This window comes from Massilia sp. YIM B02763 (assembly GCF_030412015.1).
Lineage (GTDB): Bacteria > Pseudomonadota > Gammaproteobacteria > Burkholderiales > Burkholderiaceae_D > Telluria.
In genome coordinates, this window is record NZ_JASNRD010000008.1 from 118,405 (window position 1) to 144,930 (window position 26,526).

Annotated in this window: 20 protein-coding genes and 1 pseudogene; 6 read left to right on the forward strand and 15 right to left on the reverse strand. The window is 67.4% G+C overall.

The genetic code is table 11. From position 1 onward, the window contains the following. Positions 1 to 21: 21 nt before the first annotated feature. Positions 22 to 1,392 (reverse strand): chloride channel protein, encoded by a 1,371-nt coding sequence (locus QPK32_RS12785; RefSeq protein ID WP_290413197.1) that lies wholly within the window; start codon positions 1,390 to 1,392, stop codon positions 22 to 24. Positions 1,393 to 1,454: 62 nt separating this feature from the next. Between QPK32_RS12785 and QPK32_RS12790 the strand changes: the two genes are divergently transcribed. Then, positions 1,455 to 1,970, forward strand: coding sequence for a MarR family winged helix-turn-helix transcriptional regulator (locus tag QPK32_RS12790; RefSeq protein WP_290413198.1), 516 nt, complete (start codon positions 1,455 to 1,457; stop codon positions 1,968 to 1,970). Between the two features lie 6 nt (positions 1,971 to 1,976). On the opposite strand, the gene QPK32_RS12795 is transcribed toward QPK32_RS12790, so the two are convergent. Both QPK32_RS12795 and QPK32_RS12800 read right to left on the reverse strand, forming a co-directional pair. Continuing rightward, entirely contained in the window at positions 1,977 to 3,104 is a 1,128-nt protein-coding gene (locus tag QPK32_RS12795; RefSeq protein WP_290413270.1) for a YbdK family carboxylate-amine ligase, read from the reverse strand. Between the two features lie 15 nt (positions 3,105 to 3,119). Further along, complete coding sequence (locus QPK32_RS12800; RefSeq protein ID WP_290413199.1) at positions 3,120 to 4,307, reverse strand: cation:proton antiporter; 1,188 nt, start codon at positions 4,305 to 4,307, stop codon at positions 3,120 to 3,122. Positions 4,308 to 4,932: 625 nt separating this feature from the next. On the opposite strand from QPK32_RS12800, the gene QPK32_RS12805 reads away from it, so the two are divergent. Further along, positions 4,933 to 7,365, forward strand: a complete 2,433-nt coding sequence (locus tag QPK32_RS12805; RefSeq protein ID WP_290413200.1) for a TonB-dependent siderophore receptor — start codon at positions 4,933 to 4,935, stop codon at positions 7,363 to 7,365. A 129-nt stretch (positions 7,366 to 7,494) separates the two neighbouring features. Here QPK32_RS12805 and QPK32_RS12810 read toward each other — a convergent pair whose 3' ends face one another. From QPK32_RS12810 to cyoA, 10 genes and pseudogenes are all read right to left on the reverse strand, one after another. Further along, the gene (locus QPK32_RS12810; RefSeq protein ID WP_290413201.1) at positions 7,495 to 9,681 is read right to left on the reverse strand and encodes a metallophosphoesterase; all 2,187 of its coding nucleotides are present in this window, start codon (positions 9,679 to 9,681) and stop codon (positions 7,495 to 7,497) included. 84 nt (positions 9,682 to 9,765) lie between these two features. Further along, positions 9,766 to 12,308: pseudogene (locus QPK32_RS12815) on the reverse strand (catalase). Between the two features lie 173 nt (positions 12,309 to 12,481). Then, the gene (locus QPK32_RS12825) at positions 12,482 to 12,997 is read right to left on the reverse strand and encodes a DUF6622 family protein (protein WP_290413202.1); all 516 of its coding nucleotides are present in this window, start codon (positions 12,995 to 12,997) and stop codon (positions 12,482 to 12,484) included. A gap of 139 nt (positions 12,998 to 13,136) precedes the next feature. Further along, the gene (locus QPK32_RS12830) at positions 13,137 to 13,676 is read right to left on the reverse strand and encodes a response regulator transcription factor (protein WP_290413203.1); all 540 of its coding nucleotides are present in this window, start codon (positions 13,674 to 13,676) and stop codon (positions 13,137 to 13,139) included. Between the two features lie 48 nt (positions 13,677 to 13,724). Then, entirely contained in the window at positions 13,725 to 15,059 is a 1,335-nt protein-coding gene (locus QPK32_RS12835; protein WP_374046738.1) for an ATP-binding protein, read from the reverse strand. Continuing rightward, positions 15,052 to 15,882: an SURF1 family protein gene (locus tag QPK32_RS12840; protein ID WP_290413204.1), complete on the reverse strand. Its 831-nt coding sequence runs from the start codon at positions 15,880 to 15,882 to the stop codon at positions 15,052 to 15,054. Before QPK32_RS12840 ends, QPK32_RS12835 begins: the two co-directional genes overlap by 8 nt. Beyond that, on the reverse strand, positions 15,883 to 16,302 hold the full coding sequence (gene cyoD, locus QPK32_RS12845) for a cytochrome o ubiquinol oxidase subunit IV (protein ID WP_290413205.1): 420 nt from the start codon (positions 16,300 to 16,302) through the stop codon (positions 15,883 to 15,885). After that, positions 16,299 to 16,934, reverse strand: coding sequence for a cytochrome o ubiquinol oxidase subunit III (cyoC, locus tag QPK32_RS12850; RefSeq protein ID WP_290413206.1), 636 nt, complete (start codon positions 16,932 to 16,934; stop codon positions 16,299 to 16,301). The genes cyoD and cyoC overlap by 4 nt, the downstream gene beginning before the upstream one ends. Next, complete coding sequence (cyoB, locus tag QPK32_RS12855; RefSeq protein WP_290413207.1) at positions 16,927 to 18,930, reverse strand: cytochrome o ubiquinol oxidase subunit I; 2,004 nt, start codon at positions 18,928 to 18,930, stop codon at positions 16,927 to 16,929. The genes cyoC and cyoB overlap by 8 nt, the downstream gene beginning before the upstream one ends. Before the next feature lie 5 nt (positions 18,931 to 18,935). Further along, positions 18,936 to 19,955 carry a ubiquinol oxidase subunit II gene (gene cyoA / locus QPK32_RS12860; protein ID WP_290413208.1) on the reverse strand — a complete coding sequence of 340 codons (1,020 nt, stop codon included), beginning with the start codon at positions 19,953 to 19,955 and terminating at the stop codon, positions 18,936 to 18,938. A gap of 164 nt (positions 19,956 to 20,119) precedes the next feature. Here cyoA and QPK32_RS12865 point away from each other — a divergent pair, with 164 nt between their 5' ends. The 4 genes from QPK32_RS12865 to QPK32_RS12880 all read left to right on the forward strand — a co-directional run bounded on the left by QPK32_RS12865 (position 20,120) and on the right by QPK32_RS12880 (position 24,200). Further along, on the forward strand, positions 20,120 to 21,463 hold the full coding sequence (locus QPK32_RS12865) for an MFS transporter (RefSeq protein ID WP_290413209.1): 1,344 nt from the start codon (positions 20,120 to 20,122) through the stop codon (positions 21,461 to 21,463). Positions 21,464 to 21,620: 157 nt separating this feature from the next. Further along, entirely contained in the window at positions 21,621 to 21,959 is a 339-nt protein-coding gene (locus QPK32_RS12870) for a DUF6152 family protein (protein WP_290413210.1), read from the forward strand. A gap of 5 nt (positions 21,960 to 21,964) precedes the next feature. Further along, positions 21,965 to 22,444, forward strand: coding sequence for a DUF6644 family protein (locus tag QPK32_RS12875; RefSeq protein WP_290413211.1), 480 nt, complete (start codon positions 21,965 to 21,967; stop codon positions 22,442 to 22,444). A gap of 184 nt (positions 22,445 to 22,628) precedes the next feature. Further along, positions 22,629 to 24,200, forward strand: coding sequence for an EAL domain-containing protein (locus QPK32_RS12880; protein WP_290413212.1), 1,572 nt, complete (start codon positions 22,629 to 22,631; stop codon positions 24,198 to 24,200). Positions 24,201 to 24,302: 102 nt separating this feature from the next. On the opposite strand, the gene QPK32_RS12885 is transcribed toward QPK32_RS12880, so the two are convergent. Together QPK32_RS12885 and QPK32_RS12890 are read right to left on the reverse strand one after the other, a co-directional pair. Beyond that, the gene (locus QPK32_RS12885; protein WP_290413213.1) at positions 24,303 to 25,217 is read right to left on the reverse strand and encodes a ZIP family metal transporter; all 915 of its coding nucleotides are present in this window, start codon (positions 25,215 to 25,217) and stop codon (positions 24,303 to 24,305) included. Between the two features lie 147 nt (positions 25,218 to 25,364). Further along, complete coding sequence (locus QPK32_RS12890; RefSeq protein ID WP_290413214.1) at positions 25,365 to 26,273, reverse strand: manganese catalase family protein; 909 nt, start codon at positions 26,271 to 26,273, stop codon at positions 25,365 to 25,367. Between the last annotated feature and the right edge of the window lie 253 nt (positions 26,274 to 26,526).

Genomic DNA, 26,526 nt, shown 5'->3' on the forward strand with positions numbered 1-26,526 from the left:
GCACGCCGCATTGCCGCGCCGTCAGGAACCCGGCGGCGCCTCCGGGGGCGGCAGGCGCTTGAGCTGGAGCCGTGCCAGCATCGGGTACAGCGGCGGACTGATGATGCGCGCCACGGCGAACGCGACCAGCGCGCAGGCCATCAGGCTCAGCACCATGGCGTGGCCGTCGACCATTTCCATCACGATGATGAAGGACGTCAGCGGCGCCTGGGTGGCGGCGGCCAGGAAACCGACCATGCCCAGCGCGATCAGCGCCGGCGCCTGGCTGCCGTACAGCAGCAGCGCGACGTCGTTGCCGATGCCCGCGCCGATGGCCAGCGACGGTGCGAAGATGCCGGCCGGCACCCCCGACCAGGTCGTGATCCAGGTGGCCAGGAACTTGAACAGCGCGTAGGCGGCCGGCATCGCGGACCAGCCCTCGACCATCATGCGTGTCGATTCGTAGCCCGAGCCGAAGGTGGCGCCCGCCGAGACGAGGCCGATGACGGCGACGGCCAGGCCGCAGCCCGCCGCGAACACGACGGGGCGGCGCGCCCGCTGGCGCGAGAACCAGTCGCCGCCGGTCCCCGACAGCGAGGCCAGCAGCAGCCGCGAGAACAGCCCGCCGGCCAGGCCAGTCACGACCGCCACCAGCAGGCCGGGCCACAACAGTTCCATGCCGATGTGCTGGGCGTGGATGACGCCGAAGTAGACGCCGTTGCCGTGCGCGGACACGGCGACGAGGCCGGCCAGCACGATCGAGGCGATGATCAGGCCGCTGCTGCGGTGTTCGGGCGATCGGGCCAGTTCCTCGATCGCGAACATGACGCCGCCCAGCGGGGTGTTGAACGCCGCCGCGATGCCGGCCGCGCCGCCCGCCACCAGCAGGCCGCGGATGCCGACCGCGGGCCGGCCGTCGAGGCGCACGCCCAGGCCCCAGGGCAGCACGCGCCTCGCCTGCAGCATGATGCCGGCCGCGATCTGTACGGACGGCCCTTCGCGGCCCAGCGACAGGCCGCCCAGCAGGCCGGCCGAGGTGAGGAGGATCTTGGCGACCGACAGGCGCAGCGAGACGAACAGGCTGCGCTGTTCGCCGTCGGCCTGGCGGTCGAGCGCGGCGATCACTTGCGGGATACCGGAGCCCGCCGCGCCCGGTGCATAGCGGCGCGTCAGCCACACCACGGCGGCGGCCACGGCCGGCGCCGCCAGCAGCGGGCTCCACCAGGCCGCATCGCGCAGCAGGTCGAAACAGGCGGCGGCCTGCTCGGCCAGCCAGGTAAACATCACGATGGTGAGGCCGGACAGGATGGCCAGCGCGACCACGATGGCCCGCATCGCCCACAGCCGCCAGTCGGCCAATTCGCGGCGCAACGCGGTGCGCCAGTCGTCGTCGATCTCTTCCACTGCACTCATGGGAGGGCCACCGCCGTTCCCATCGCTGGCCCAGCCAGCATGTTTTCCGCTATCATCCGCCTATGTCCTCATCTTCTTCCGTCAACGCGAGCGAACCGCCACCGGCCACCCAGCCGGCCACCCCGCCTGAGACCCGTGTCCTGCGGCAGTTCCGCATCGTCTTCAATTCCGTCAAGACCCACTTCCGCCAGGTCGAGCGCGAAGCGGGGGTGGGCGGCGCCCAGCTATGGGCGCTGTCCGTCATCCAGAGCCAGCCCGGCATCGGCGTCACGGGCCTGGCGCGCGAACTCGACATCCACCAATCCACGGCCAGCAACCTGCTCAAGGCCCTCGTCGAACGCGGGCTCGTCGCGGCGGGGCGCGAAGGCATGGACCGGCGCAGCGTCGCGCTGCGCCTGACCCCGGCCGGGTCCGAAGTCCTGAGCAGCGCGCCGATGCCGTTCGCCGGCGTGCTGCCGGACGCGCTCTCCAGCCTGGACGCGTCCACGCTGGCGCGGCTGGAGGAGGATCTCAGCAAGCTCATCACGCTGCTCGAGGCCGACGAAACGAGCGCCAAGGTGCCGCTGGCCCAATTGTAACGCGCATCAAGCCGGTTCGCCGGCGCGGAAGCGCCGCAGCGCCGCGTCGACGATGGCTTCGCGGCTGCCCTCCGCCTCGAAGGCCTGGCGCAGGAAGGTCGCGTCGCTGCCCACGTGCGATTCGCGGTACAGCGCATCGAGCGCCGCCGTGCTGCCCAGTGCCTGGGCATGCGGCTCCAGGCGGCGCAGCGTCGTCATGATGTCCTCGCGCAGCGAGAGCTGCTCGTGCGTCTGCGGATGCACGAGCGTGCCGTCCAGCCCGAAGCGGCAGGCCTGGAAGCGGTTGTAGTTGTAGACCAGGTAGTCGTCTTCCAGCGGTGGCGGCTCGTTCCCTTCCAGCAGGTAGCGGCACAGCGCCTGCAGGTAGCAGGCCAGCGCGGCGGCGCGCTCCACCGACAGCGGCGTGTCGCACACGCGCAGCTCGATCGTGCCGTATTCCGGCTTCGGGCGCAGGTCCCAGTAGAAGTCCTTCATGCTGCGCACGATGCCGGTGCCGGCCATGCGGTTGAAGTAGTCCTCGGCGAACGCCTCCCAGTTCAGCAGGAACGGCGCGCGGCCCGACAGCGGAAAGGCGAACACGGAATTCAGGCGCGCGGACTGGAAGCTGGTATCGAAGCCCTGCGAGAACGGGGACGAAGCCGACAAGGCGATGAAGTGCGGCACGTAGCGGTTCAGCGCGTGCAGCAGGTACAGGGCTTCGTCGCCGCTGCGGCAGCCGATGTGCACGTGCTGGCCGAACACGGTGAACTGCTTGGCCAGGTAGCCGTACAGCTGCGAGACTTCCTTGAAGCGCGGCTTCGCATAAATCCTGCGCTGCGACCACAGCTGGAACGGATGCGTGCCGCCGCCGCACACGCCCACGTTCAGGCGGTCGCCGGCCGCGAGCAGCGTGTCGCGGATCTGGCGCAGCTGGGCCAGCAGCTCCGTGTAGTTGGTGTGCACGCTGCTGTTAATCTCGATCATGCTTTCCGTGATCTCGGGCGTGACGTTGCCCGGGAACGGCGCGCGGCCCAGCAATTCCAGCATGTCCGGCGAGGCCGGCACGAGGTCGAAGTCGGACAGGCTGACGAGCTGCAGTTCCAGCTCGACGCCGAAGGTCAGCGATTCGGACGTATTGAACGGTTCGAGCGCCATGTCGGCTTGCGTCATTCAGCTCTCCTTTCCTGGTGAATATTCCGCAGCAGCACGCACGGCGCGCTGCGTCAGCAAGGGACCGAACAGCTGCAGCAGCAGCGCGATCGCCGCCAGCGGCGCCAGGCTGTCGAACAGGTCGACGCCCAGGCGCCGCGTCTGCTCGATCAGCATGATCGCGAACACGGTCATCGGCGCCAGCGCCACGCCAGCCAGCGCGCCCTTGCGCACCGAGATGCCGGAAACGCGGGCGAACGCCGCGCACACGCCGATCTTGACAGCCAGGCGCACGATGACGAGCAGCAGGCCCAGGCCCAGGCCGTTCCAGGCGCTGGTCCAGTTCAGCGTCGACGCCGCGAACACGAACAGCAGCACGGTCAGGAGGTCGCCGAGGGGCCCGAAATTGCGCTGGGCGATGCCGAGGGCGCTGCGCCGATGGCGCGCCACCAGGCCGAAGGACAACGCGGCGAGCACGGGCGACAGCGTCAGCACGTGGGTCACGGCCACGAGCAATAGTACCGCCAGCGCGAACGCCATCGTGGCGTCGCTGCCGGCGCCGGCGCGGCTGCGCAGCCAGCGCGGCACCAGCACGCCGAACGCCACGCCCAGCAGCGCCGACGCGACCAGTACCAGCAGGCTGGCGCCGGCCGCATGGCCCAGGTTGCCGGAAGTCTGGAACAGGCCGATGCCGACGACGACGTTGTACACGAACACGGCCAGCACGCAGTTCAGCGCCGTCAGGTGCAGCGCCCGCTCCGTCACCTGGCCGCCCGCATGCTGTTCATTGAACACGCGCAGCACCCCGGCCGGCGAGCTCGCCATCGCCAGCGACGCCAGCAGGCTGGCGGCGAGCACGGGCATATCGAACTGGCGCCCCACGGCATACACGGCGGCAAAGGTCAGGATGCTCTCGGCCAGCGCGGTCACGAGGATCCAGGGATTGGCGCGCAGCCAGTTCAGGTTGATGCGGTAGCCCAGCTCGAACAGGATCAGGCCGAAGCCGAGGTTCGCCAGCAGCAGGAAGGCATTGCTGTCCGTGGGAGCGAGGAAATTATTGGCCAGGTTACCGAACAGGAAGCCGGCCAGGCCGTAGATGCTGATGCGAGGGAGGCCGGTCCAGCGGAACAGCAGTTCGCCGGCCATCCAGGAGAGTACGAGCGCCAGTGGCCAGGCAAGCTGGCCGACATAGGAAATCAGGTCGGTCATGCACGTCCTTTGACGTAATCGAGCGGCAACCAGGAAAAAACGGCTCCCGGGGTCGCCCGCCGGGAGCCAAATAGATACCAGGGTATCCTCATCGCTGATCGCGAAGGCGGCGTCCGGCCGCCCCGCTCACGCATACATTGTTGCACATAACATGTATCGCTGGCAACCACATTTGTAGCAATCCATAAAGATATCGACGGATCCCGGATGGATCCGTGGAGATGACGGGATAAGGCGCCAAGGGCGTCAATGTCGGCCCCGATAGGGGCTTGATCGCCGGCATTCGCCGCAACCACGCAGGCGCGCCGAGCACGGGTCGGGCGCGCCTCATCGAGCATCCTCATCAAGCACCCTCATCGAGCACCCTCGTCGTCAAGCGAGCTCATCCATTCTAACGGCGGCGCCAGCCCGCCTGTCGCACCGTTGACACGGACTTTGGCCGACGCCGCCAGGCGCGCGCACGGGAAATCGTGAATCGGGGACACTGCCTCCCGATATCCAATGTGGATATAAGCATAAGCCCAAAGAGTATTGGCGAGGACATTGCCCGACTGCTAAGCTTCGCCCCCTCGCCGGCCATGGAGCCGGCGCCTTGCATCCAACAAGAAGAGAGAGAAAGAAAACGATGAGCGTCAAACATACCCAGCCGAACCCGGCCCGCGCCCTGCTCGCGCTCGCCCTGGTCGGCGTTCTCGCCCCCGCCGCCCACGCGCAAACCCAGGATGCCGCCGGCCAGACTGCCCAGGCAGCCGATCCGGCCGCGACCGTCGTCGTCACCGGCACGCGCGCGCTGAACCGCCGCACCCTCGATTCGCAATCGCCCGTCGACGTCATCGGCAGCAAGGAATTGCTGAGCACCGGCTCGAGCGAACTGGCGACCGTGCTGGGCCGCCTGCTGCCGTCGATGAACTTCCCGCGCCCGTCCGGCGCCGACGCCAGCGACGCCGTGCGTCCCGCACAGCTGCGCGGCCTGTCGCCGGACCAGACCCTGGTGCTCGTCAACGGCAAGCGCCGCCACACCTCGGCCGTCATCAACGTCAACGGCACGCTGGGCCGCGGCTCGGCACCGGCCGACCTGAACGCGATCCCGCTGGCCGCGATCGACCACATCGAGGTACTGCGCGACGGCGCCGCCGCGCAATACGGGTCCGACGCCATCGCCGGCGTGGTCAACATCATCCTGAAGCACGGCGCCGAAGGCGGCGAGGCGGAGATCGGCTATGGCCAGTACGATGCGGGCGACGGCGAACAGGTCACGCTGCGCGGCTCGAAGGGCTTTGCGCTGGGCGACCAGGGCTGGGCCCGCGTCTCGGTCGAAGTGGCCGACCGCAACCCCACCAACCGTGCCGGTCCCGATCCGCGCCCGCAAGCCGGACCGCGCCAGGGTCAGGTGAACGCCCGCCTGGGCGATCCGGAAAGCCGCCCGCACAGCATCTTCCTGAACAGCCAGTACCGGATCAACGACAACATCGACTGGTACGCGTTCGCCGGCTACAGCGAGCGCTACACCTCGGCCGCTGCCACCTTCCGCACCGCCTACACGAACGACGCGCGCACGACGCTGCGTACCCCGCTCTATCCGGAAGGCTTCCTACCGCTGGAAAACAGCATGTCCTACGATAATTCCGTCGTCACGGGCCTGCGCGGGGACCTGGCCGGCTGGCGTTGGGACGCGAGCGCGAACTACGGCCGCAACCGCTTCAAGCTGGACGTCGACCACACCGTCAACTACGACCTGGGCACCGCCAGCCCGACCCACTTCTACGCGGGCGACCTGACCGCCACCCAGCAGGTGGCGAACCTTGACGTGGCGCGCGACTTCGACGTCGCCTGGCTGGCCGGTCCGCTGACCGTCGCCTGGGGCCTGGAATACCGCCACGAGGACTACGAGATCGGCGCGGGCGAGCCGAACTCCTACTACAAGTCGGGCGCCCAGGGCTTCTCCGGCTTCCGTCCCGAGAATGCGGGCAAGAACAGCCGCCACAACCAGTCGATCTACCTGAACCTGGAAGGCGACATCGTCAAGGACCTGTCCGGCTCCCTGGCCGTGCGCCACGAGCGCTACAGCGACTTCGGCAACACCACGTCCGGCAAGGGCTCGCTGCGCTATGCGTTCACCCCGACCTTCGCGCTGCGCGGCACCGTGTCGAACGGCTTCCACGCCCCTTCGCTGGCCCAGCAGTTCTACACGATCACGACGACCAACCTGCTGACCGTGCAGAATCCGGGCACGGGCCTGTACGACTACGTGCCGGTCGAGACGGGCACCTTCGCCGTCGACAGCCCGGCCGCCCAGGCGCTGGGCGCGACCCAGCTCAAGCCCGAGCGCGCGCGCAACATCAGCATCGGCGCCCAGTGGCAGCCGTTCAAGAATTTCACCGCGACCGTCGACGCCTACCGCATCGACATCGACGACCGCATCGTGTTCTCGTCGAACCTGCAACTGTCGCCGGCGCTGCAGCAGTCGCTGGCCGCCAGCACCGGCAACTACGTGGGCGCCGCGCGCTACTTCACCAACGCCGTCGACACCCGCACCAAGGGCGTCGACGTGGTCGGCACCTACCGCCTGAACCTGCAGCAGGGTGCGCGCGCCGACTTCACGCTGGCCTACAACCACAACGACAACAAGGTGCGCCGCCTGGCCGACAACCCGGCCTTCCTGTCGAGCCAGGGCCTGACGCTGCTCGACCGCCAGTCGGTCAACCGCCTGACCGTCGGCTCGCCGAAGGACAAGCTGAGCCTGACGGGCGACTATACCCGCGGCATCTGGAACGGCCGCGCCACGGTGACCCGCTACGGCGAATTCACGGTGCCGCAGAATAATGCCGCGTTCGACCAGACCTACGATCCGCAATGGGTGCTGGACCTGGCCGCCACGGTGCGCATCGCCGGCAACTGGCGCCTGACGGGCGGCATCGACAACGCCACGAACCGCTATCCGGCGCAGATCACGTCGCTGTCGAACCTGAACCAGAACGGCACCAGCCCGTACAGCGGCTTCGCGCCGAACGGCTTCAATGGGCGCTACTTCTACGTGAAGGCCGGCTACAACTGGTAAGCCGCCGTACCGCGGCATCAAACGACGTCGCCCCTGCGCAGCGGGGGCCCAATTTTCTGCACGCGTCACGATAATGCGAGCAGATCGGGCCCCTGCCTGCGCAGGGGCGACGGTCTTTGGGGTGGCGGTTCAATTAAAACTCAAGCCGTTGCCATTCGCATTGCTGATCTTCTTCCCCTTCAGGTCGACCGTAAAGTGATCGCTGGGCTTGGCCGAGCCGAGCCCCTTGAAGATCGCGAACACCTGCTTGAACTGGTTCTGGAACGGCACGCCGACCGGATTCTGGTCGGACGGCTTGTCGCCCACGCGCGCGACGGCTGCCGGGCTGGCCGGGAACGCGGCCATCAGCACTTTGTACATCGCCACGCGCTGGGCGCCCATGTCGCGCAGGGCCAGTTCGCCCGCGTAGACGGTGCGGTGGAAGTCGCCGTAGAACTCGTAGGCGCTGACCTGGGCGAAGTCGTCCAGCTTCAGGCCGGCCGCGGCGGCCAGCTTGTCGGCGCGCGCGGTGGCGTCGGCCCAGTCGGCCGTCAACTGCGAGGCGGCGACGCCCGCGCCCGCGGCAGCACCTGCGGCCGTGCAGTTTGCCGTCAGCGGCACCACGCCCGGGTTGTCCTTCAGCTGGGCGAGCGTGACCTTCGTCTGCAGCTGCGACAGGATCAGCATCTGCTTCGCGTTCAGGTTCATCGCCGCCTCCTTCATCTCGCACGGCCAGTATTCGTCCATGAAGCGCAGGCGCGAGAGCTCGCCGAAGTAGTAGCGCGTGTACTCGCCGTAGGTGCGGGTGTCGAGCACGGCGCGGTCCCAGCGCTTGGCCACGTCGGCGGTCGCCGTGCTGCCTTTCAGGTAGTCGTTCTCGACCTGGTAGTACGGGAACAGCACGTTGAAGTTCGCCACCGTGTTGAGAGGGACGGTCTGGACGTCGACCGTGTCCAGGTCCTTGTAGGTGAGGATCTTGTAGGCGGCGCCGTACACGGCCAGCGACGGCGACTGCACGTTGGCCAGGTAGTTGCCGCTGCCGTCCGTGTAGTCGTTGGTGCCGTTGAAGTGCATGTGGCCGCCCACGTGCAGGCGCAAGCCGGTGGCGGCGACGGCGGCTGTCGTGGCGGCTTCCGGCACCCGTGCCGTCTGGAAGGCGCCCGGCTTGAACACGGCCTTCATCGCGTCCGTCTGGTTCGCGTAGAAGTCCATCGTCGGATAGTGCGAGAAGGCCATCAGTTGCTTGCCCTCGGCCTTGGCGCGGCTTGCCACGTTCTTGATCCACTCCATCAGGTGGATCTTGTGCGTCAGGACCTTGTTCCAGCCGGCGTTGCCCGCCCCGTCGTAGCCCTTGAAGTTCTGCGGGCTGGCGGGATCGAAGTTCGCGTTCGGCACGTAGACGTTGGCGTCGATCGCCAGCAGCCACAAGCCCTTGACGGGTTCGACCAGGTAGCTGGCGTCGAACATCCGGGCGCAGCGGGTGTAGGACTTGCCCAGCTTCGCCTCGCCCGCCGCCTTGTACGCGCCACCCTCGCCTTCCGCGCAGATCTCGTACTGGCGGCTCTTCATGCCGGACTGGGCCAGCGCCTGGTCGTAGCTGTACTTGCCGTCCGTGTACTTGCTGAACGGCGTCTCCCACAGCACGTCCGCCTTGCTGGGGGTGAAACCGAAGTCGGACAGCTTGGCCACGAGCTTCTCGTAGCCCTGCTCCATCAATTGGTCGGTGCAGACCACGGCCGGATCCCTGGACTTGCAGGCTGCGTTCGCGGTGGCGTAGACCTTCTGCTCCTTGCCGTCCTTGGCGAGGAAGTCGCTCTTGCCCGCTTCCATGTCGTCGTACGGCTCGTTGGGGTCGTGGTTGCCGGGAGCGATGAAGAAGCGCATGCCCTTGGCCTGGTATTCCTTCAGGATGTCGGCGATCCCGTCGATATTGATCGGCTGGGCGTCGTCCGAGTAGTCGCCCGGCAGCGCCACGTGGCGGATGCCTTTCGCGTAGGCGTCGTCCAGCGCGGCGCGGAAGGCGAAGTAGTTTTCGTTGAACAGCCGGGTCGACGTGAGCTGGGCATACATCGTGCGGATCGTCGCGTTCCTGCCGTCCTTGGTCGGGATGCCCGCGAACTGGCCGCTCTTGAAGTCGCCGTAGACGTTCTCGAAGTGCACGTCCGTCATGAAGGCCACGCTGGTGTTCGCCGCCGTGACGGGCGGCGTCGGCGCGGGGGCGGTTTGTACCGGTGCGGGTGCGTCGTCGCTGCTGCTGCAGGCCGACAGCAGCGCGAGCGCGACGGCGCCTGCGGCAAAAGGAAGATGGCGGGCACGGTGCGGGTCGGTCGGGGGCATGCGGGTCTCCGAGGTCAAGGAATGGAAATGATTCCATCCTCCCGTGACGGCGTCATTACAAGCCGCAGCCCCTGGCGCCTGCCGTTACACCCGCGGCGGATCCGTCTCCCGCGCATACACGCGGTGCCGCGCCAACACCGCCATGAAGCTGGCCAGGGCCGCTTCCAGGCCGCCGTCGCCCGCCACGATCACGCCAGGATCGGGTTCGCCGTTGGGCAACGCGGCCGGGATGCCGGCCGCCGCCAGCAGCTCGCTGCCCGCGCCCAGCGCAAGCAGGGGCTTGCCGTGGCGGTACTGGTCGCGCACGAAGTCCAGCACGCGGGCGTCGCGCGCCAATGCCCCCGCCGACGCCGCGCCGGGTGCGACCACGATCCCGTCGTACATCACCGCCGGCGTGGCCTCGAACGTCACCTCCACGTCCAGGGGCTTGCCCGCGGCGGGGCGCAGCTCGCCCAGGCGCTGGCCCAGCACGCGCGGCTGGGCGCCCTCCTTCAGCAGCACGGCGTACACCTGGCGCGCGACATTGGCGTCGACGCCTTCGGCCGCGGCCAGCGCGACGCGGCGCGTGCGGATGCCCGTCGCGCCGGGCCGCGCGAGCAGCGACAGCGATGGCGACAGCGGATAGTCGGGGACCGGCGTGTCGTTCACGCGCGGCAGCGGATCCGGCACGGGGATGCCGAGACCGTCCGCCACCGCCTTGGCCAGTCGCGTGTCGATGTTGACGAGGCCCGCGACGATGCGTTCGCGGATCGCCGGCACCTGCACGCGCGTGAGTTCGAAGCGGAAGGCGTCGGTGATGTGCCGCTGCTCGGCGGGCGTCTGGCTGTACCAGAACAGGCGCGCCTGCCCGTAGTGCTCGGCGAACAGCTCCGGCTTGCCGCGTATCTTGCTGCCCGCGACCGGTTCCGGATAGCTGACGAAGCCGCGCGCGCCGGCCTGGAACGGGCAGCCGCCGGCCAGCGAGTTCGGCTCGTAGGCGACCCGCCCGCGGTTGATGGCCTGGCGGTGCATGCCGTCGCGCTGGTTGTTGTGCACGGGCGCGACCGGGCTGTTGATGGGGATCTCGTGGAAGTTCGGCCCGCCCAGGCGCGTCAACTGGGTGTCGATATACGAATGGATGCGCCCCTGCAGCAGCGGGTCGTTGCTGAAGTCCAGGCCCGGCACCAGGTGCGCCGCGCAGTAGGCCACCTGCTCGGTCTCGGCGAAGAAGTTGTCGGGATTGCGGTCCAGGACCATCTTGCCGACCGGCCGCACGGGCACCAGCTCTTCCGGTACGATCTTGGTGGGGTCGAGGATGTCGAACTTCTGGAAGCCGGCGGCATCCCCCTCGCTGAACACCTGCAGGCCCAGCTCCCATTCGGGGAAGTGGCCGGCCTCGATCGCCTCCCACAGGTCGCGGCGGTGGAAGTCCGGGTCGGCGCCGCCCAGTTTCACCGCCTCGTCCCACACCAGCGAATGGGTGCCCTGCAGCGGGGTCCAGTGGAACTTGACGAAGTGCGCGTCGCCCTTGTCGTTCACCAGCCGGAACGTGTGCACGCCGAAGCCCTGCATGGTGCGGTAGCTGCGCGGGATCGCGCGGTCCGACATCACCCACAGCAGCATGTGGAAGATCTCGGGCGACAGGCCGGCGAAGTCGTAGAAGGTGTCGTGCGCGCTGGACGCCTGCGGGATCTCGTTGTGCGGCTCCGGTTTCACGGAGTGGATCAGGTCGGGGAACTTCATCGCGTCCTGGATGAAGAACACGGGGATGTTGTTGCCGACCAGGTCCCACACGCCTTCGTCCGTATAGAACTTGGTGGCGAAGCCGCGCACGTCGCGCGCCGTGTCGGCCGAGCCGCGCGAGCCGGCGACGGTGGAAAAGCGCACGAACACGGGCGTGCGCTTGCCGGCCTTGGAAAACNCACGCCTTCGTCCGTATAGAACTTGGTGGCGAAGCCGCGCACGTCGCGCGCCGTGTCGGCCGAGCCGCGCGAGCCGGCGACGGTGGAAAAGCGCACGAACACGGGCGTGCGCTTGCCGGCCTTGGAAAACAGCGACGCGCGGGTCAAGCTCGAGAGGTCGTGGTAGTTCTCGAAGTAGCCGTGGGCGCCGGCGCCGCGGGCATGCACGACGCGCTCGGGGATCCGCTCGTGGTCGAAGTGCGTGATCTTTTCGCGGAAGACGAAGTCTTCGAGCGCCGTCGGGCCGCGCAGGCCGATCTTCAGCGAATCCTGGTTGTCCGCGACCTTGACGCCCTGGTTGGTACTGAGCTCGCGGCGGCTGTCGTCCACGCGCACCCGGTCCAGCGGCCCGTTCAGCGGATTGGCGCCGATCTCCGGCTTGCCGTCGCCGGCCTTGCGCGAGGCGATGTCCTCGGTGGTCGTGCTGGCCGTGGCCAGCGGCGTGTCCGGCACGCGCACGGCGCCGCGGTGCGGCGTGAACGCGGCCTCGCCGTACTCGAGGCCCTTGGTGTCGTTGTACGGCATCTGGGCGGCCAGCTCGCCGCCCTCCGTGACTTTTTCCAGCAGGCGCTCGTCCTCGCGGGTGTCGAAGCCCAGGCTGGCGGGATCGGCCGGGTCGGACGGGCCGCCGACGGTGCCCAGGATCGAACCGGCGCCGTCGTACGGGCCGTTGTTGTGCGTAGCCATGCATCACCTCTTGGTCGGGTTGACAAGGATGCGCACGGCTCAGCTGGCGGTTGGCTGCCGGTTAGGTGCCCATGGGAAAACTGGATGTCGCCGGGCTCAGCGGGTGCGCAAATGCCGAGTCTGCTAGGCAGCGCGCATACCGTCTTGAGGTACTGCAAAGGCCGATGCCGGGTTCAGGCGGCTGCGGCCGGGCTGGCCGCCTGGAAGCCGCGCACGGCGGCCAGGTCGGCCAGCAGGCGGCCCAGGAAACACCCGTTGACGATGCCGAACAGCATGCACACGGCGGCGATGAACGCGGCGTCCTGGCGGGCATGGGGCAGCACGGCGACGGCGACCGATGCCGCGTACTTGGTGCAGAACACGGCCATCATGAGGGCGAGCGGCGCCCAGCTGCCGGCCACGCGCGCCGTGCCGGGCCGGGGCCCCGGCGCCACGCGCACGGGGCCGAAGCGCAGGACCAGCAGCGTCGTGGCCAGGGCGCCGGCGGCCCACGCGGCCAGCGGCAAGGCGCCGGCGCCGAACTTGGCGGCGATGTCCTGCAGGGACAGGGCCAGCATCGCCAACGGGATGATCCAGAGCTTGTTGACGGCGACCTCGCGGTCGCGGCTGGCGATCATCCCGCGCGCGACGAGGAAGGCCAGGATGGCCCAGACATGGACGGGGGTGTGGGTGACGATGTGGCTCGGCATGGTCGGCTCCTTGGAAGGTTCGTGATCGAATGGCTCCATGGTGCCGCCCTGGCCGCCCCGGCGGGCGGCGATGCGACGAACGGCGGCCCGGCGGCGCGAGATGCACGCCGGCGGCGCCAGTTGCAGCGGATGCGGCGCCCTACTTGACCCGCTGCTTCTCGAGCTTGCGCGCCAGCGTCCTGCGGTGCATGCCCAGGCGCCGCGCCGCTTCCGAGATGTTGAAATCCGTCTCGGCCAGCACTTCGTGGATGCGCTCCCACTCCAGCGTCTTGATCGACGTCGAGCGGTTCGTCAGCTCCAGTTCCGTATTGCCGGCCACGTGGCCGAAGGCGGCCTCGATGTCGTCCGTGTTGGACGGCTTGGCCAGGTACTGGGAGGCGCCCAGCTTGATCGCCTCGACGGCGGTGCCGATGCTGGCGAAGCCCGTCAGCACGACGATCAGCATCTCCGGGTCGTGGGCATGCAGCATCTGCACGCAGGCCAGGCCCGAGCTGTTCCCTTTCAGCTTCAAGTCGACCACGGCATAGCCGGGATTGTGGTCCTTCAGGAGTTCCTGGGCTTCGTCCAGCCCGGGAGCGAGCAGGACCTTGTAGCCGCGCCGCTCGAAGGAGCGGCCGAGGGTGCGGGCGAAGGCGTCGTCGTCCTCGATGATGAGTAGCAGGGGTTCGGTATTAGGCATTGCGCAATTTTACATGCAAGCAGGATGGCCTGCTGCGGCCGCGGCGGACTATTCCTGCCGCAGCGCGATCGCCGACAGCGGCAGCGCGAGCGTGACGCGCGCGCCGCCCTCGGGCCGGTTGACCGCGGTGACGCTGCCGCCCAGCGTGCGCGCCACGTTCACGGCCAGGAACACGCCCAGGCCGCCGCCGGGGCGGCCCTTGGTCGACTGGTAGGGCTTGCCGAACTGCGCCAGGATCGCCGGCGCGAAGCCGGGACCGCGGTCGGTGACGGTGAGGATCAGCGTGCCGTCGTCGACGCCGGCATCCAGGCTCACCCAGTCCGGCGAGGCCTCGAGCGCATTGTCGAGCACGTTGTCGATCATCTGCTTGAGCGCTTCGTCGAAGGCGACGGGCAGGTCCTGGCCGATGCGGTTCGTATAGTCGAAAGCGCGCACGGGGCGGCTGGCCTGCCATTGGCGCACGAGGCCGTCGAGGAAGGTGCGGATCGTCGTGCGGCGCGCCGATTCGCCGCGCGCCTCGCCGGCCGACAGCAGGATGCCGCTGACGATGGACTTGCAGCGCTGCAGCTGGGTCTGCATCTCGGAGATTTCCTCGATCAGGTCCGGGTTTTCCTTGAACTCGGGCATGCGCTTCCAGTCGCCCAGGATCACGGACAGCGTCGCGAGCGGCGTGCCCAGCTCGTGGGCGGCGCCCGAGGCGAGCAGGCCCATGCGCACGATATGTTCTTCCTCGGCGGCGCGCTGGCGCAAGTCCGCCAGCTGGCTGGCGCGCGTCTTCAGGGTATTCGTGATGCGCAGGATGAAGATGACGAGCAGCGCCGCGTCCAGCACGAAGCACAGCAGCAGGCCCTGAACGTAGAGGCTGGAGATGCCGCGCGCGTGGTCCGGCGGCAGCGGCAGCGGCTGGGCGAAGATCGACAGGCCGGCCAGGCAGGCCAGCGTGATGGCGACGATGGTCCAGGTCGACCACGCCTCCAGCAGCACGGCGGACAGGATCACCTGCAGCAGGTAGAGAAAGGCGAAGGGATTGCTCGCGCCGCCGGACAGGTAGAGCTGCATCGTCAGGCTGGCGACGTCGACCAGCAGCGCGAGGAACAGCTCGCTGTTGGTGACGGGACGGTGTTCGTGCCAGCGCAGGTGGCTGGCGATATTGAAGGCGATCAGGCAGGCCAGCACTTCGAGCATCTGCACCAGGGGCAGCGGGACGTCGAAGATCAGGATGGCGCCGGCGATCGTGGTGATCTGGCCGATGACGGCGATCCAGCGCAGCTCGATGAGCTGCAGCATGTTCTTGTGGCCGGCGACGTATTCGACGTCGGCGACGGAATTCATCCGCCAGCGCCGTCCCGGGCCCTTGCCCGCGGCCGCCGTCGGGTCACTCATCGTCGTCCGAGTCGTGCGCGCCGGCACGCGGGCCGCGCGTCACGCGCCACCAGGCGAAGACCACCATCAGGGCCAGTGCGTACCAGGTAATCGCGTAGACCAGGTGGCTGTTGTGGAAGCTGACGACGGTAAGGCCGCCCGTCGGACGGTCCGGCGAATCGGCCGGATTCTGGGCCGCTTCGGCATCGACGAAATACGGGGCGACGGCCTGGCCCGGCGTGCCCAGCTTGCGCACGGCGGCGATGGCCGCGACGTCGCGCGAATACCAGCGGTTGTTCGTCGGGTCGTTGTCGCGGGCGAACGAGCCGCCCCGCTCGCTGATGCGCAGCAGGCCGACGACGCGCACGGTCGGGTCGTGGCGGGCCAGCACGGCCGCGCAAGGGTCGCCGTTCGCGGCCAGCGGCGCGTAGCGCGTGCGCGCACCCAGGTCGGCCGGGATGAAACCGCGATTGACGAGAATGATCGTGCCGTCCGTCGTGCACATCGGCGTGATCAGCCAATAGCCGCTGCCCTGCTCGGTGAGGGCCTGGACGGGGGTGGTGAGGTCGTACAGGTAGGTGCCGTTCAGTTCCAGGCGACGGTATTCGTCGTCGGCGGCGTTGATGCCGGCCCAGCCGGCCGCGGGGGGCGGCGCGACGGGAACGGCGTGCACGCGTGCATCCACGCGGGCGATGAGGTCCAGTTTCCATTGCAGGCGGAACACCTGCCAGGTACCTAGACCGGCGAACAGGACGATCAGGAGCAGCGCCAGGACTGCCAGGACGGGAGAAGCTCCCTTGCGCCGGGCGGTGCCCGGCGCTGCTGCGAGATCGTTGCCCGCCATTTACTGCATGTCGTGCATGCCGTGAACCGAACCGCCATCGTTGCTGATGTGCGGCATCATGTTCGCGTTCATGTGGTACATGACCCAGATCGAGCCGACCAGGATGATGACGAGCAGGATGACGGTCATGATCATGGCCATCATGTTCCAGCCGCCTTCCGACTTCGAGTTCATGTGCAGGAAGTAGACCATGTGGACGATGACCTGGACGGCGGCGAAGCCGAGGATCACGAACTTGGTCGTTTCCGGCGCCAGCTGGTGGGTCATCACCAGCCAGAACGGGATCACGGTCAGGATCACCGCCAGGATGAAGCCGATCGTGTAGTCCTTCAGGCTGCCGTGCGCCTCCAGGTGGTCGTCGTGGTCGACGTGGCCATGGCCGTGGTGGTCGTGGCCGTGGGCGTGGTGAATATTGCTCATGGCAGGACTCCCATCAGATAGACATAGGTGAACACGCCGATCCAGATGACGTCCAGGAAGTGCCAGAACATCGACAGGCAGGCGAGGCGGCGGTAGTTGGCGCCGTTGATGCCGTGCTTACCCAGCTGGAACATCAGCGTCACGAGCCACACGATACCGAAGGTCACGTGCAGGCCGTGGGTGCCGACCAGCGAGAAGAACGCGGTCAGGAAGCCGCTGCGCCACGGGCCGAAGCCCTCGTGGATCAGGTGCGAGAACTCGTACAGTTCCAGGCCCAGGAAGCAGGCGCCCAGGATGCCGGTGATGCCCAGCCAGAGCTGGGTCGAACCGAGGTTCTTCTTCTGCGCGGCCAGCATCGCGAAGCCGTAGGTAATCGACGAGAACAGCAGGAAGGCCGTGTTCAAGGCCACCAGCGGCAGGTCGAAGATCTCGGCGCCCGACGGGCCGCCTGCGTAGTTGCGGCCCAGGACGGCATAGGTCGCGAACAGGCAGGCGAAGATGAGGCAGTCGCTCATCAGGTAGATCCAGAAACCGAGCAGCGTGCCGTTTTCCGGGTGGTGCTCGGTCACGTAGTAGCGCGAGCTCGGGTCGGCGCTCGCGGCGCCGGCGTGGGTGGCGTTAATCTCAGACATGGGCTTCCAGCATGCGGGTGCGCTCTGCTTCCGTGCGGGTAACCTCTTCCGCCGGGATGTAGTAGTCGCGTTTGTAGTTGAAGGTGTGGTAGATGGTCGTGGCGATCAGGGCCACGAAGCCGACGGCAACCAGCAGCCACATGTGCCAGATGATGCCGAAACCGACCACGAACGACAGACCCGGGATCACCGGACCGGCCCAGGTGTTGGCAGGCATGTGGATCGGCACGTAGCCCTTCAGCGGACGCTGGTAGCCGTTCTTCTTCATGTCGGCCCAGCTGTCGTTGTCATGCACGACCGGGGTGAACGCGAAGTTGTAGGCCGGCGGCGGCGACGAGGTCGACCATTCCAGGGTACGGCCGTTCCACGGGTCGCCCGTGACGTCGGCCAGCTTCTTGCGGTTGATGACGGACACGGCGATCTGCATCAGCAGGCAGCCGATACCGGCGGCGATCATCAGGGTGCCGAACAGCGAGATCTGGAACAGGTAGTGGATCGACGGGTCCTCGAAGTGGCTCATGCGGCGGGTCACGCCCATGAAGCCCAGGATGTACGGCGGGATGAACGCGAACCAGAAACCGATCGACCACAGCCAGAACGAGCGCACGCCCCAGGTACGGTCCAGCTTGAAGCCGAACATCTTCGGCCACCAGTAGTTCAGGCCGGCAAACAGGCCGAACAGCACGCCGCCGATGATGACGTTGTGGAAGTGGGCGATCAGGAACAGCGAGTTGTGCAGCACGAAGTCGGCCGGCGGGACCGCCAGCATCACGCCGGTCATGCCGCCGATGATGAAGGTGATCATGAACGACACGGTCCACATCATCGGCAGTTCATAGCGGATGCGGCCCTTGTACATGGTGAACAGCCAGTTGAAGATCTTGGCGCCGGTCGGGATCGAGATGATCATCGTGGTGATGCCGAAGAACGAGTTCACGCTCGCGCCCGAGCCCATCGTGAAGAAGTGGTGCAGCCACACGAGGTAGGACAGCAGCATGATGACGGCCGTCGCGTACACCATCGAGGTGTAGCCGAACAGGCGCTTGCCGCAGAAGGTCGCGACGACTTCCGAGAAGATGCCGAACGCCGGCAGGATCAGGATGTACACCTCCGGGTGGCCCCAGATCCAGATCAGGTTAATGTACATCATCGAGTTGCCGCCCAGTTCATTCGTGAAGAAGTGGGTGTCGAACAGACGGTCCAGGCCCAGCATGGCCAGGACGGCGGTCAGGACCGGGAAGGCCATGACGATCAGGATGTTGGTGCACAGTGCGGTCCAGGTGAAGACCGGCATCTTCATCAGGTCCATGCCCGGCGCGCGCATCTTGACGATGGTGACGACCAGGTTCACGCCCGACAGCAAGGTGCCGACACCCGCGATCTGCAGCGACCAGATGTAGTAGTCGACGCCGACGTCCGGGCTCGCCAGGATGCCGGACAGCGGCGGGTAGGCCAGCCAGCCGGTACGGGCGAATTCGCCGACGAACAGCGACGCCATGACCAGGATGGCACCGGCGGTGGTCATCCAGAACGAGAAGTTGTTCAGGAACGGGAAGGCCACGTCGCGGGCGCCGATCTGCAGCGGCACGACGTAGTTCATAAAGCCCGTCACCAGCGGCATCGCCACGAAGAAGATCATGATCACGCCGTGGGCGGTGAAGACCTGGTCGTAGTGGTGCGGCGGCAGGAAGCCGTGGGAATCCCCGAACGAGAACGCCTGCTGGGCGCGCATCATCAGCGCGTCGGCGAAGCCGCGCAGGAACATGATCAGGCCGAGCACCATGTACATGATGCCGATCTTCTTGTGGTCGATACTGGTGAACCACTCTTTCCAGAGATAGCCCCACAGCTTGAACTTGGTGATGGCGCCCAAGACGACGACGCCGCCCAGGAGCACCGCGATAAAGGTACCGATCAGGATGGGCTCATGGTAGGGAATCGCTTCCCAGCTGAGCCGACCGAAGATCAACTTCGCTAAGTCAAATTGCTCGTGCATGGTGATTACTTCTTCTTCACAGATTCATCGGGCGTGGTGCAAACCTCGCCGTTGGCCTGGGCCAGACGGGTCGCTGCCGCTTGTTGGGGCATCCGGCGCATGGCCATCTCGCGTGCCTTGTTCGCGTCTTCCTGCATCATCTTGTCCATGCAGACGACGCCGTCGGCGACGCAGCGGTTCAGGACACGGTAGAACAGGTCGCCGTCCACGCTGCCGTAGTGGCGCACGGGATCCTTGATGCTCGGCTTCTCGAGCGTCAGGTAGTTGGCGCGGTCGAGGTTGCCGGCGCTGCTGCTCTTGACCGACTGCACCCAGCCGTCGAAATCGCCCTGGGCGACGCCGCGGTAGGAGAAGCGCATGTCCGAATAACCGGCGCCGCTGTAGTTGGCCGAGAAGCCCATCGACTGGATCGGCTTGTTCTGGACGGCGTTGAGCGTCGTTTCCATGCCCGGCATCGCGTAGATCATGCCGGCCAGCTCGGGAACGTAGAACGCATTCATGACGGAGGTCGCGCTGATCTTGAAGCGCACCGGCACGTCGACCGGGACCACCAGTTCGTTCACGGTCGCGATGCCCTGCTCCGGATAGATGAACAGCCATTTCCAGTCCATGGCCACGGCCTGCACCACGAGCGGCTTGGTCGAAGCGGGGATCGGACGGTTGGCGTCCAGGCGTTCCAGCGGACGGTAGGGGTCCAGCTTGTGGGTGTAGATCCAGGTCACGAGACCCAGCACGATGATGATCAGCAGGGGCGCGCCCCAGATGACCAGTTCGAGCTTGGTCGAGTGATCCCAATCCGGCAGGTATTCTGCCTCGGTATTGCTCGCGCGGTATTTACGGGCAAACCAGATGATCAGGATCATCACCGGAACAATGATCAACAGCATCAGGATCACCGAGATGGTGATCAGATGCGCCTGCTGTGCAGCAATGTCACCGGACGGGTTCATCACCACCGTATTGCAGCCGGCCAGCGCTGCCAACGGGGCGAGGAGCAGTCCTCGACGGGCGGTTTTAGGAATCATGCTTGTGTTTTACGTTACATGGGAAAGATAACATGCTAATGTACCTCCATCGGCGTGCCTTTGGCGATTGGACGTTTTGTCCCACCCCTTTCGTTTTTGCAAGTTTTCAAGGGGGTTGAGCAAAGTATCCGGCCGGGGGCGGCCAGCTTCCCAAGGAGACCCTTATGCAGAGCTCGACGACGTACGGCGACGCAGGCGCCGCTCCCATCACCGGACACCACAGCGGTGCCCGCAACATCAACGCCCGCGACGACCGCGTGGCACCCGGGGACATCGCCGTCGGCGTGGTCATCGGCCGGGCTTCGGAATACTTCGACTTCTTCGTGTACGCGATCGCGTCGGTGCTGGTGTTCCCGGCCGTGTTCTTCCCGTTCGCGGACCGGCTCGAAGGTACCCTGTATTCCTTTGCCATCTTCGCCCTCGCCTACGTTGCGCGCCCCATCGGCACCCTGGTATTCATGGCGATCCAGCGGCACTTCAGCCGCGAGATCAAGCTGACCATCGCCCTCTTCATGCTCGGTACCGCGACCGTCGCCATCGCCGGCCTGCCGACCTATTCGCGCTGGGGCGAATGGGCCATCGTCTCGCTGGTCATCCTGCGTCTCGGCCAGGGCGCCGCGCTGGGCGGCACCTGGGACGGACTGCCTTCGCTGCTCGCCCTGAACGCACCGGAAGGGAAGCGCGGATGGTACGCGATGCTCGGACAACTGGGCGCACCGGTGGGCTTCATCATCGCCGCCGGCATCTTCGCCTACATGCTCTCCGAACTGTCGCAGGACGATTTCCTCGTCTGGGGCTGGCGTTTCCCCTTCTTCGTCGCCTTCGCGATCAACGTCGTCGCGCTGTTCGCGCGCCTGCGCCTCGTCTCCACGCCGGACTACGTGCACCTGCTGGACGAACACCACCTGGACGCCGTGCCGGCCCGCGAAGTGATCGGCAACCAGGGCACCACCATCGTGCTGGGCGCCCTCGCCGCCCTCGCCAGCTATGCGCTGTTCCACCTCGTGACCGTGTTCCCCCTGTCCTGGATCCAGCTGTACGACACCCGCTCCATGGCCGACTTCCTCGTCGTGCAGATCTGGGGCGCTGGCCTGGGCATCGTCGGCGTGCTGGCTTCCGGCTGGATCGCCGATAAATTCGGCCGCCGCAACACCCTCGGCACGCTGGCCGCCCTGATCGCCCTGTTCGCCGGCTTCGTGCCCACGCTGATGGATGGCGGCACCTCGGGCCAGAACACCTTCATCCTGGTCGGCTTCCTGCTGCTGGGCCTGTCCTACGGCCAGGCGGCCGGCGCCGTCACCTCGAACTTCCGTCCGCACTACCGCTACACGGGCGCCGCGCTGACGTCGGACCTGGCCTGGCTGGTCGGCGCCGCTTTTGCCCCGCTGGTCGCCCTCGGCCTGGCCGCCAACTTCGGCCTGGGCTACGTCAGCCTGTACCTGCTGTCCGGCGCCGTCGGCTCGCTGGCGGCGTTGAGCCTGAACCGCGCACTGGAGATCCGCAACTAGCGTCCCGCCCGTCCGCACCAAGCCCCGGCCTGTGCCGGGGCTTTTTCTTGCGGTACAGCGACAGATTGCCTTATATATAGTGTGTGCGCGCCTGGCAAAAGATAGGACGGCGTAGAATCGACGCGCTGTCCCGTGCATTGTCCATCCTGGAGGAATCATGAAAAGATTGTTCCTGTTGGCTAGCTTCGTCACCGCAAGCGCCTGGGCCCATCACGGCTGGAGCGACTACGACGCCGCCAAGCCCCTCGAGCTCACCGGCACCATCCAGCAATCCGGCTACGAGAATCCGCACGGCTACGTGGAACTGAAGACGGCGGACAAGACCTGGCACGTCGTCCTGGCGCCGCCGGGCCGCATGGACAACCGCGGCCTGTCGAAAGCGATGCTGGCAAGCGGGACCAGCGCTACCGTCTACGGCTATCCGCACCGCAGCAAGGCCGGCGAACTGCGCGCCGAGCGCATCACGATCGCTGGCAAGGCCACCGAACTGCGCTGAGCCGGATGGAGCCCCTGGCGCAGGCGGCATCGCGGCTGGCGGCGTCGCCCCTGGCCGAGGGCCTGCGCGGGCATGCCTGGCTGTACCCGCTGGTGGAGACCGCCCACATCCTCGGCTTCGTGCTGCTGGTGGGGGCGGTGCTCGTGTTCGACCTGCGCGTGCTCGGATTCGGCGCCGGCCTGCCGCTGCGCGCCCTCGCCCGCCATACGCTGCCCTGGTCGGTGGGCAGCCTGCTGCTCGTCCTGCCCAGCGGCCTGCTGCTGTTCGCCACGCAGGCACCGGACTTCCTCGTCAATCGCGCCTTCCTGCTCAAGCTGGTCCTGCTGGCGGCGGCGGGCCTGAACGCGCTCGCCTTCCACCTCGGCCCCTGGCGCACGGCGCCCGACAGCGGGCCGGTCCCGCGCCGCGCCCGTTTGCAGGCCGGCGCGTCGATCCTGTTGTGGATCGCCGTGATCGCCTGCGGCCGCATGCTCGCCTATGTGTGACGGGTGCCGATGAGCGTCAGCGCACAGAAACGTTTGCGCCGCACAATTATGGTTAGCATATATTGAACAGTGTCCCTGCCCGATGCGAAGGCAGTGCCCGCTATACTGCGTGCATGGCAGGCGCTTGTACCGGCACCTTGCCGGCGCCGTGCGGGACACGGCATCCGAACGTTGGGAGAACAAGATGCGCAGACGCCTCGGGCTCGGGCTCACCGGATTGGCAACCATCGCCGTATTGATCGTGCCTCCCTGGCTGGCCTGGCGCGAAGCGCAACGCCAGGCCTGGGCGGCGGAGGCGGAGCAGGCCCTGGCCATCGCCCGCGACGTCCTGCATCGCACCGACGAGGCCGCGGTACAGATCATGAACGGCAACCGGACGCTGGCACGCTCCGGGCTCGCCCCCTGCTCGCCCGCCTCGCTCGCGCTGATGCGCCGGATTGCCCTCGGCGCCAGCTACATCCATGCGATCGGATGGGTCGAGCACGGGGTCCTCGTCTGCTCGTCGATGGGGCCGTTCCCGATCCCGCTCGGCAGCGACGTCCTGCATACCGCCTCCGGCGCCGTCCTGTATCCGAACGTCCCGCTGCCCGGCACGGCCCAGGGCGCGCTGTTCGCGGCGGAGCGGGACGGCTACGCCACCATCATCCACCGCGACATGCCGGTCGACGCGTCCGGCGCCGCCGCCGACGTGGCCCTGGGCGTGCTGCACCTCCAGACCTGCCGCGTCGCCGTGTCGCGCGGGCGGATCGACCCGGCCTGGGCCACGCGCCTGGGCACGGCGCGCTCGACCACGTTCGCCGACCGCGGCAGGCTGGTCGCCATCGTGCGCTCGAAACTGGACACCATCGCCGCCATCGCCGCCGTCGCCGCCGTGCCGCTCGCCGGGGTCGCGCGGCGCGCGCACGCGATCGCGCTGCGCCTGGTGCCGGCCGGATTGCTGTTCGGCGTGGTGGCCGCGACGGCGCTCGGCCTGCTGCTGCGGCGCCGCATGTCGCTCGAGATGTCGCTGGCGGCGGCGCTGCGGCGCGGCGAATTCTTCCTGCTGTACCAGCCCATCGTCAACCTGCAGACGGGACAATGGGTGGGCGCCGAGGCGCTGCTGCGCTGGCGCCGCGCCGGCGGGGAGATGGTCGGGCCGGACGCGTTCATCCCGGCCGCCGAGCGGAGCGGCCAGATCGTCAGGCTGACCGAGCACGTGATCGAGATGGTCGCGCGCGATGCCGGCGCCTTCCTGCGCGACCATCCGGCCTTCCACGTGGCCATCAACCTGTCCGCGGCCGACGTGCAGTCGCCCGTGATCGTCGACCGGCTGACGGCCATGCTGGCGGCGTGCGGCGCCCGTCCGTCGAACCTGATCGTCGAAATCACCGAACGGGGCTTCCTGCACCTGGAATCGGCGCGCGAGGTGATCCGCCTGCTGCGCGCGCACGACATCGGCGTGGCCATCGACGATTTCGGCACCGGCTATTCCAGCCTGTCCTACCTGGAAAGCCTGGACCTGGACTACCTCAAGATCGACCGCTCCTTCACCGAGGCGATCGGCACCGATGCGCCGACCAGCGGCGTGGTCGGGCTGATCATCGACATGGCACGCTCGATGCGCTTGTCGATGATCGCGGAAGGCATCGAGAACGCGGCGCAGGCGGCCTACCTGCGCGAACGGGGCGTGGAATTCGCCCAGGGCTGGCTGTTCGGCAAGCCGATGCCGTTCGCCGACATCGCGCGCCGCGCCGACGGCTACCGGCACGCGGCCTGAGCGGGCGGCGTAAGCGGGTTCGGGCAGGCATGGTGGGCACGTGGTGCCCACCCTACGCCTCCCTAAGACAAGGGGCGCATCATATGCCCACCGGACGGCCGCTCAACCCAATGCGGTATCGAGCACCGTCATCAGCACGAAGCCGAACACGAGGGCCACGCTGGCCCAGGTGCCGTTGCCGCCCTGGTGCGACTCCGGCACGACGTCGTTGACGATCACGAACAGCATCGCGCCGGCGGCCGCGGCCAGCGCGAACGGCAGCAGGCCGGCCGAGACGCCGATCAGCGCGGCGCCGCCGACGGCCGCCACCGGCTCGATCAGGCCCGAGGCCACGCCCAGGCCGGCCGACAGCACCCGGCCGTAGCCGACAGTGCGCAGGGCCAGGGCCACGACGAGGCCTTCCGGCACGTCCTGGATCGAGACGCCGGTGGCCAGCGAATTGGCCTTTTCGAGGTCGATGCCGGCATACGCGACGCCGATGGCCAGGCCTTCCGGCAGGTTGTGCAGCGCGACGGCCCAGACGAACAGCCAGGCGCGCCGCATCGAATGGGCGGTGCGGGCGTCGTGCTGCGCCAGGATGCCGTCGACGCGGATATGCCGCTCCAGCAGCAGCAACAGGCCGGCGCCGACCATGATGCCGGCGCCCACCGACAGGCTGGCGCCCCAGTTGCCGGCGCCGGCGGATTCGGCGGCGGCGAGCGCGGGAATGACGAGCGAGAACGAGGTCGCGCCCAGCATCACGCCGGCGCCGAAACCGAGGAAGCAGTCGTAGGTGCGCTTCGAGAAATGCTGGGACAGCAGCACGGGAATCGTGCCCAGCGCCGTCGCGGCGGCCGCGGTGCCACCGCCGATCAGGGCGCCGCGCAGGTTCGGGGTGGCGCGCACGAGCTGCTCGAGCAGGCCGGCCAGCAAGGCCACGGAACCCAGCGCGCAGATGAAGAGCCCGACCATGCGCCGCGCGCCGAACGCACGCGGGAGGTGGGACTGCTGGCGGGCTTTGGGAAGTGGCGTTTCCATCTTGTATCCAATCATAGGCGAAACGGGCGGATGCGGCGCACGTCTGCACGCCGCCCGTGCACGAATACGACAACGCCGCGCAACCAGTGGCGCGCGGCGTCGGGGGCCGGCCGCGATCCGCGGCCGCCTGGCGAGGCTAGCGAACGGTCACTTGCCGCTGACGGTCTTGCCGTCGGCAACCGTCTGGTTGCCCATGCCCAGCTCGGCGCCCGTCGGCGGGTCGATGGTCGGGTCGGACATGGTGCGGGCCGACATCTGCTTGAGCAGGTCGATGTCCTTGGCCGGCAGCTTGACCTCGGCCTCGCCCGTGCCGCCGTCCACGGCCATCTGCTTGTCGCGGTCGGTGACGAAATTCCACTTCTCGCCCTGGTTCCAAGGACCACGCATCTCGCCCGGACCTTGCGACATATTGAAGTAGGTGTCGGCAAAGCGCGGGTCGCCCGGCATTTTCCCCGGAGGGAAGTTCGGCGAAATCGAGTACAAGGCCTTCTCGAAGGATTTCTGGTGCGCGATCTCGCGCGTCATGAGAAAGCCCAGCGCCTCCTTGATGCCCGGGTCGTCGGTCAGCGCGATCAGGCGCTCGTAGACGATCTTGGCGCGCGACTCGGCCGCGATGTTCGAGCGCAGGTCGGCGGTCGGCTCGCCGATCGTGTCGATATAGGCGGCGGTCCAGGGAACGCCGGCCGAATTGACCAGCGGCGTGCCGGCGCCATACAGTACTTGCGTCACGTGGCTGTCGTTGCCGGCGCCGGTCAGTTTCTTGTACATTTCCGCTTCGCTGTCCACCGCTTCGGCCAGCTCGCCCTTGGCGCCCTTGTTCAGCATGGCGATGATATGGCCGATCACCTCCAGGTGGCTCAGTTCCTCCGTCGCGATGTCGAACAGCATGTCCTTGCGGCCGGGATCGTCGTCGCTGACGGCCTGGGTGAAGTAGCGCATGGCCGCGGCCAGCTCGCCCTGCGGGCCGCCGAATTGTTCGAGCATCAGGTTTGCCAGGCCGGGATTCGGCTCGCTGACGCGCACCGTGTACTGCAAGCGTTTGTTGTGTGCAAACATTCGAATTCTCCAGTTCACTGTGGGGGTTAAGCCGGGCCACGACGCGTCCTGCGTCGGCAGCGCGGCGCCTTGATCGCGTTTGACGGCGATCAGCTGTGCAATCATGATCGCAGGCTCAGAAATCGGGAACATCGGTTTTCTCGCCGTCTCCTTGTAGGACATTCGACGACAGTTTGTTGTTCTGAACCGATAGCAATGTAATAATGCAATTTTGTCGAGCGATAGCCTGCCATGATCGATGCCGCGCCCGTTT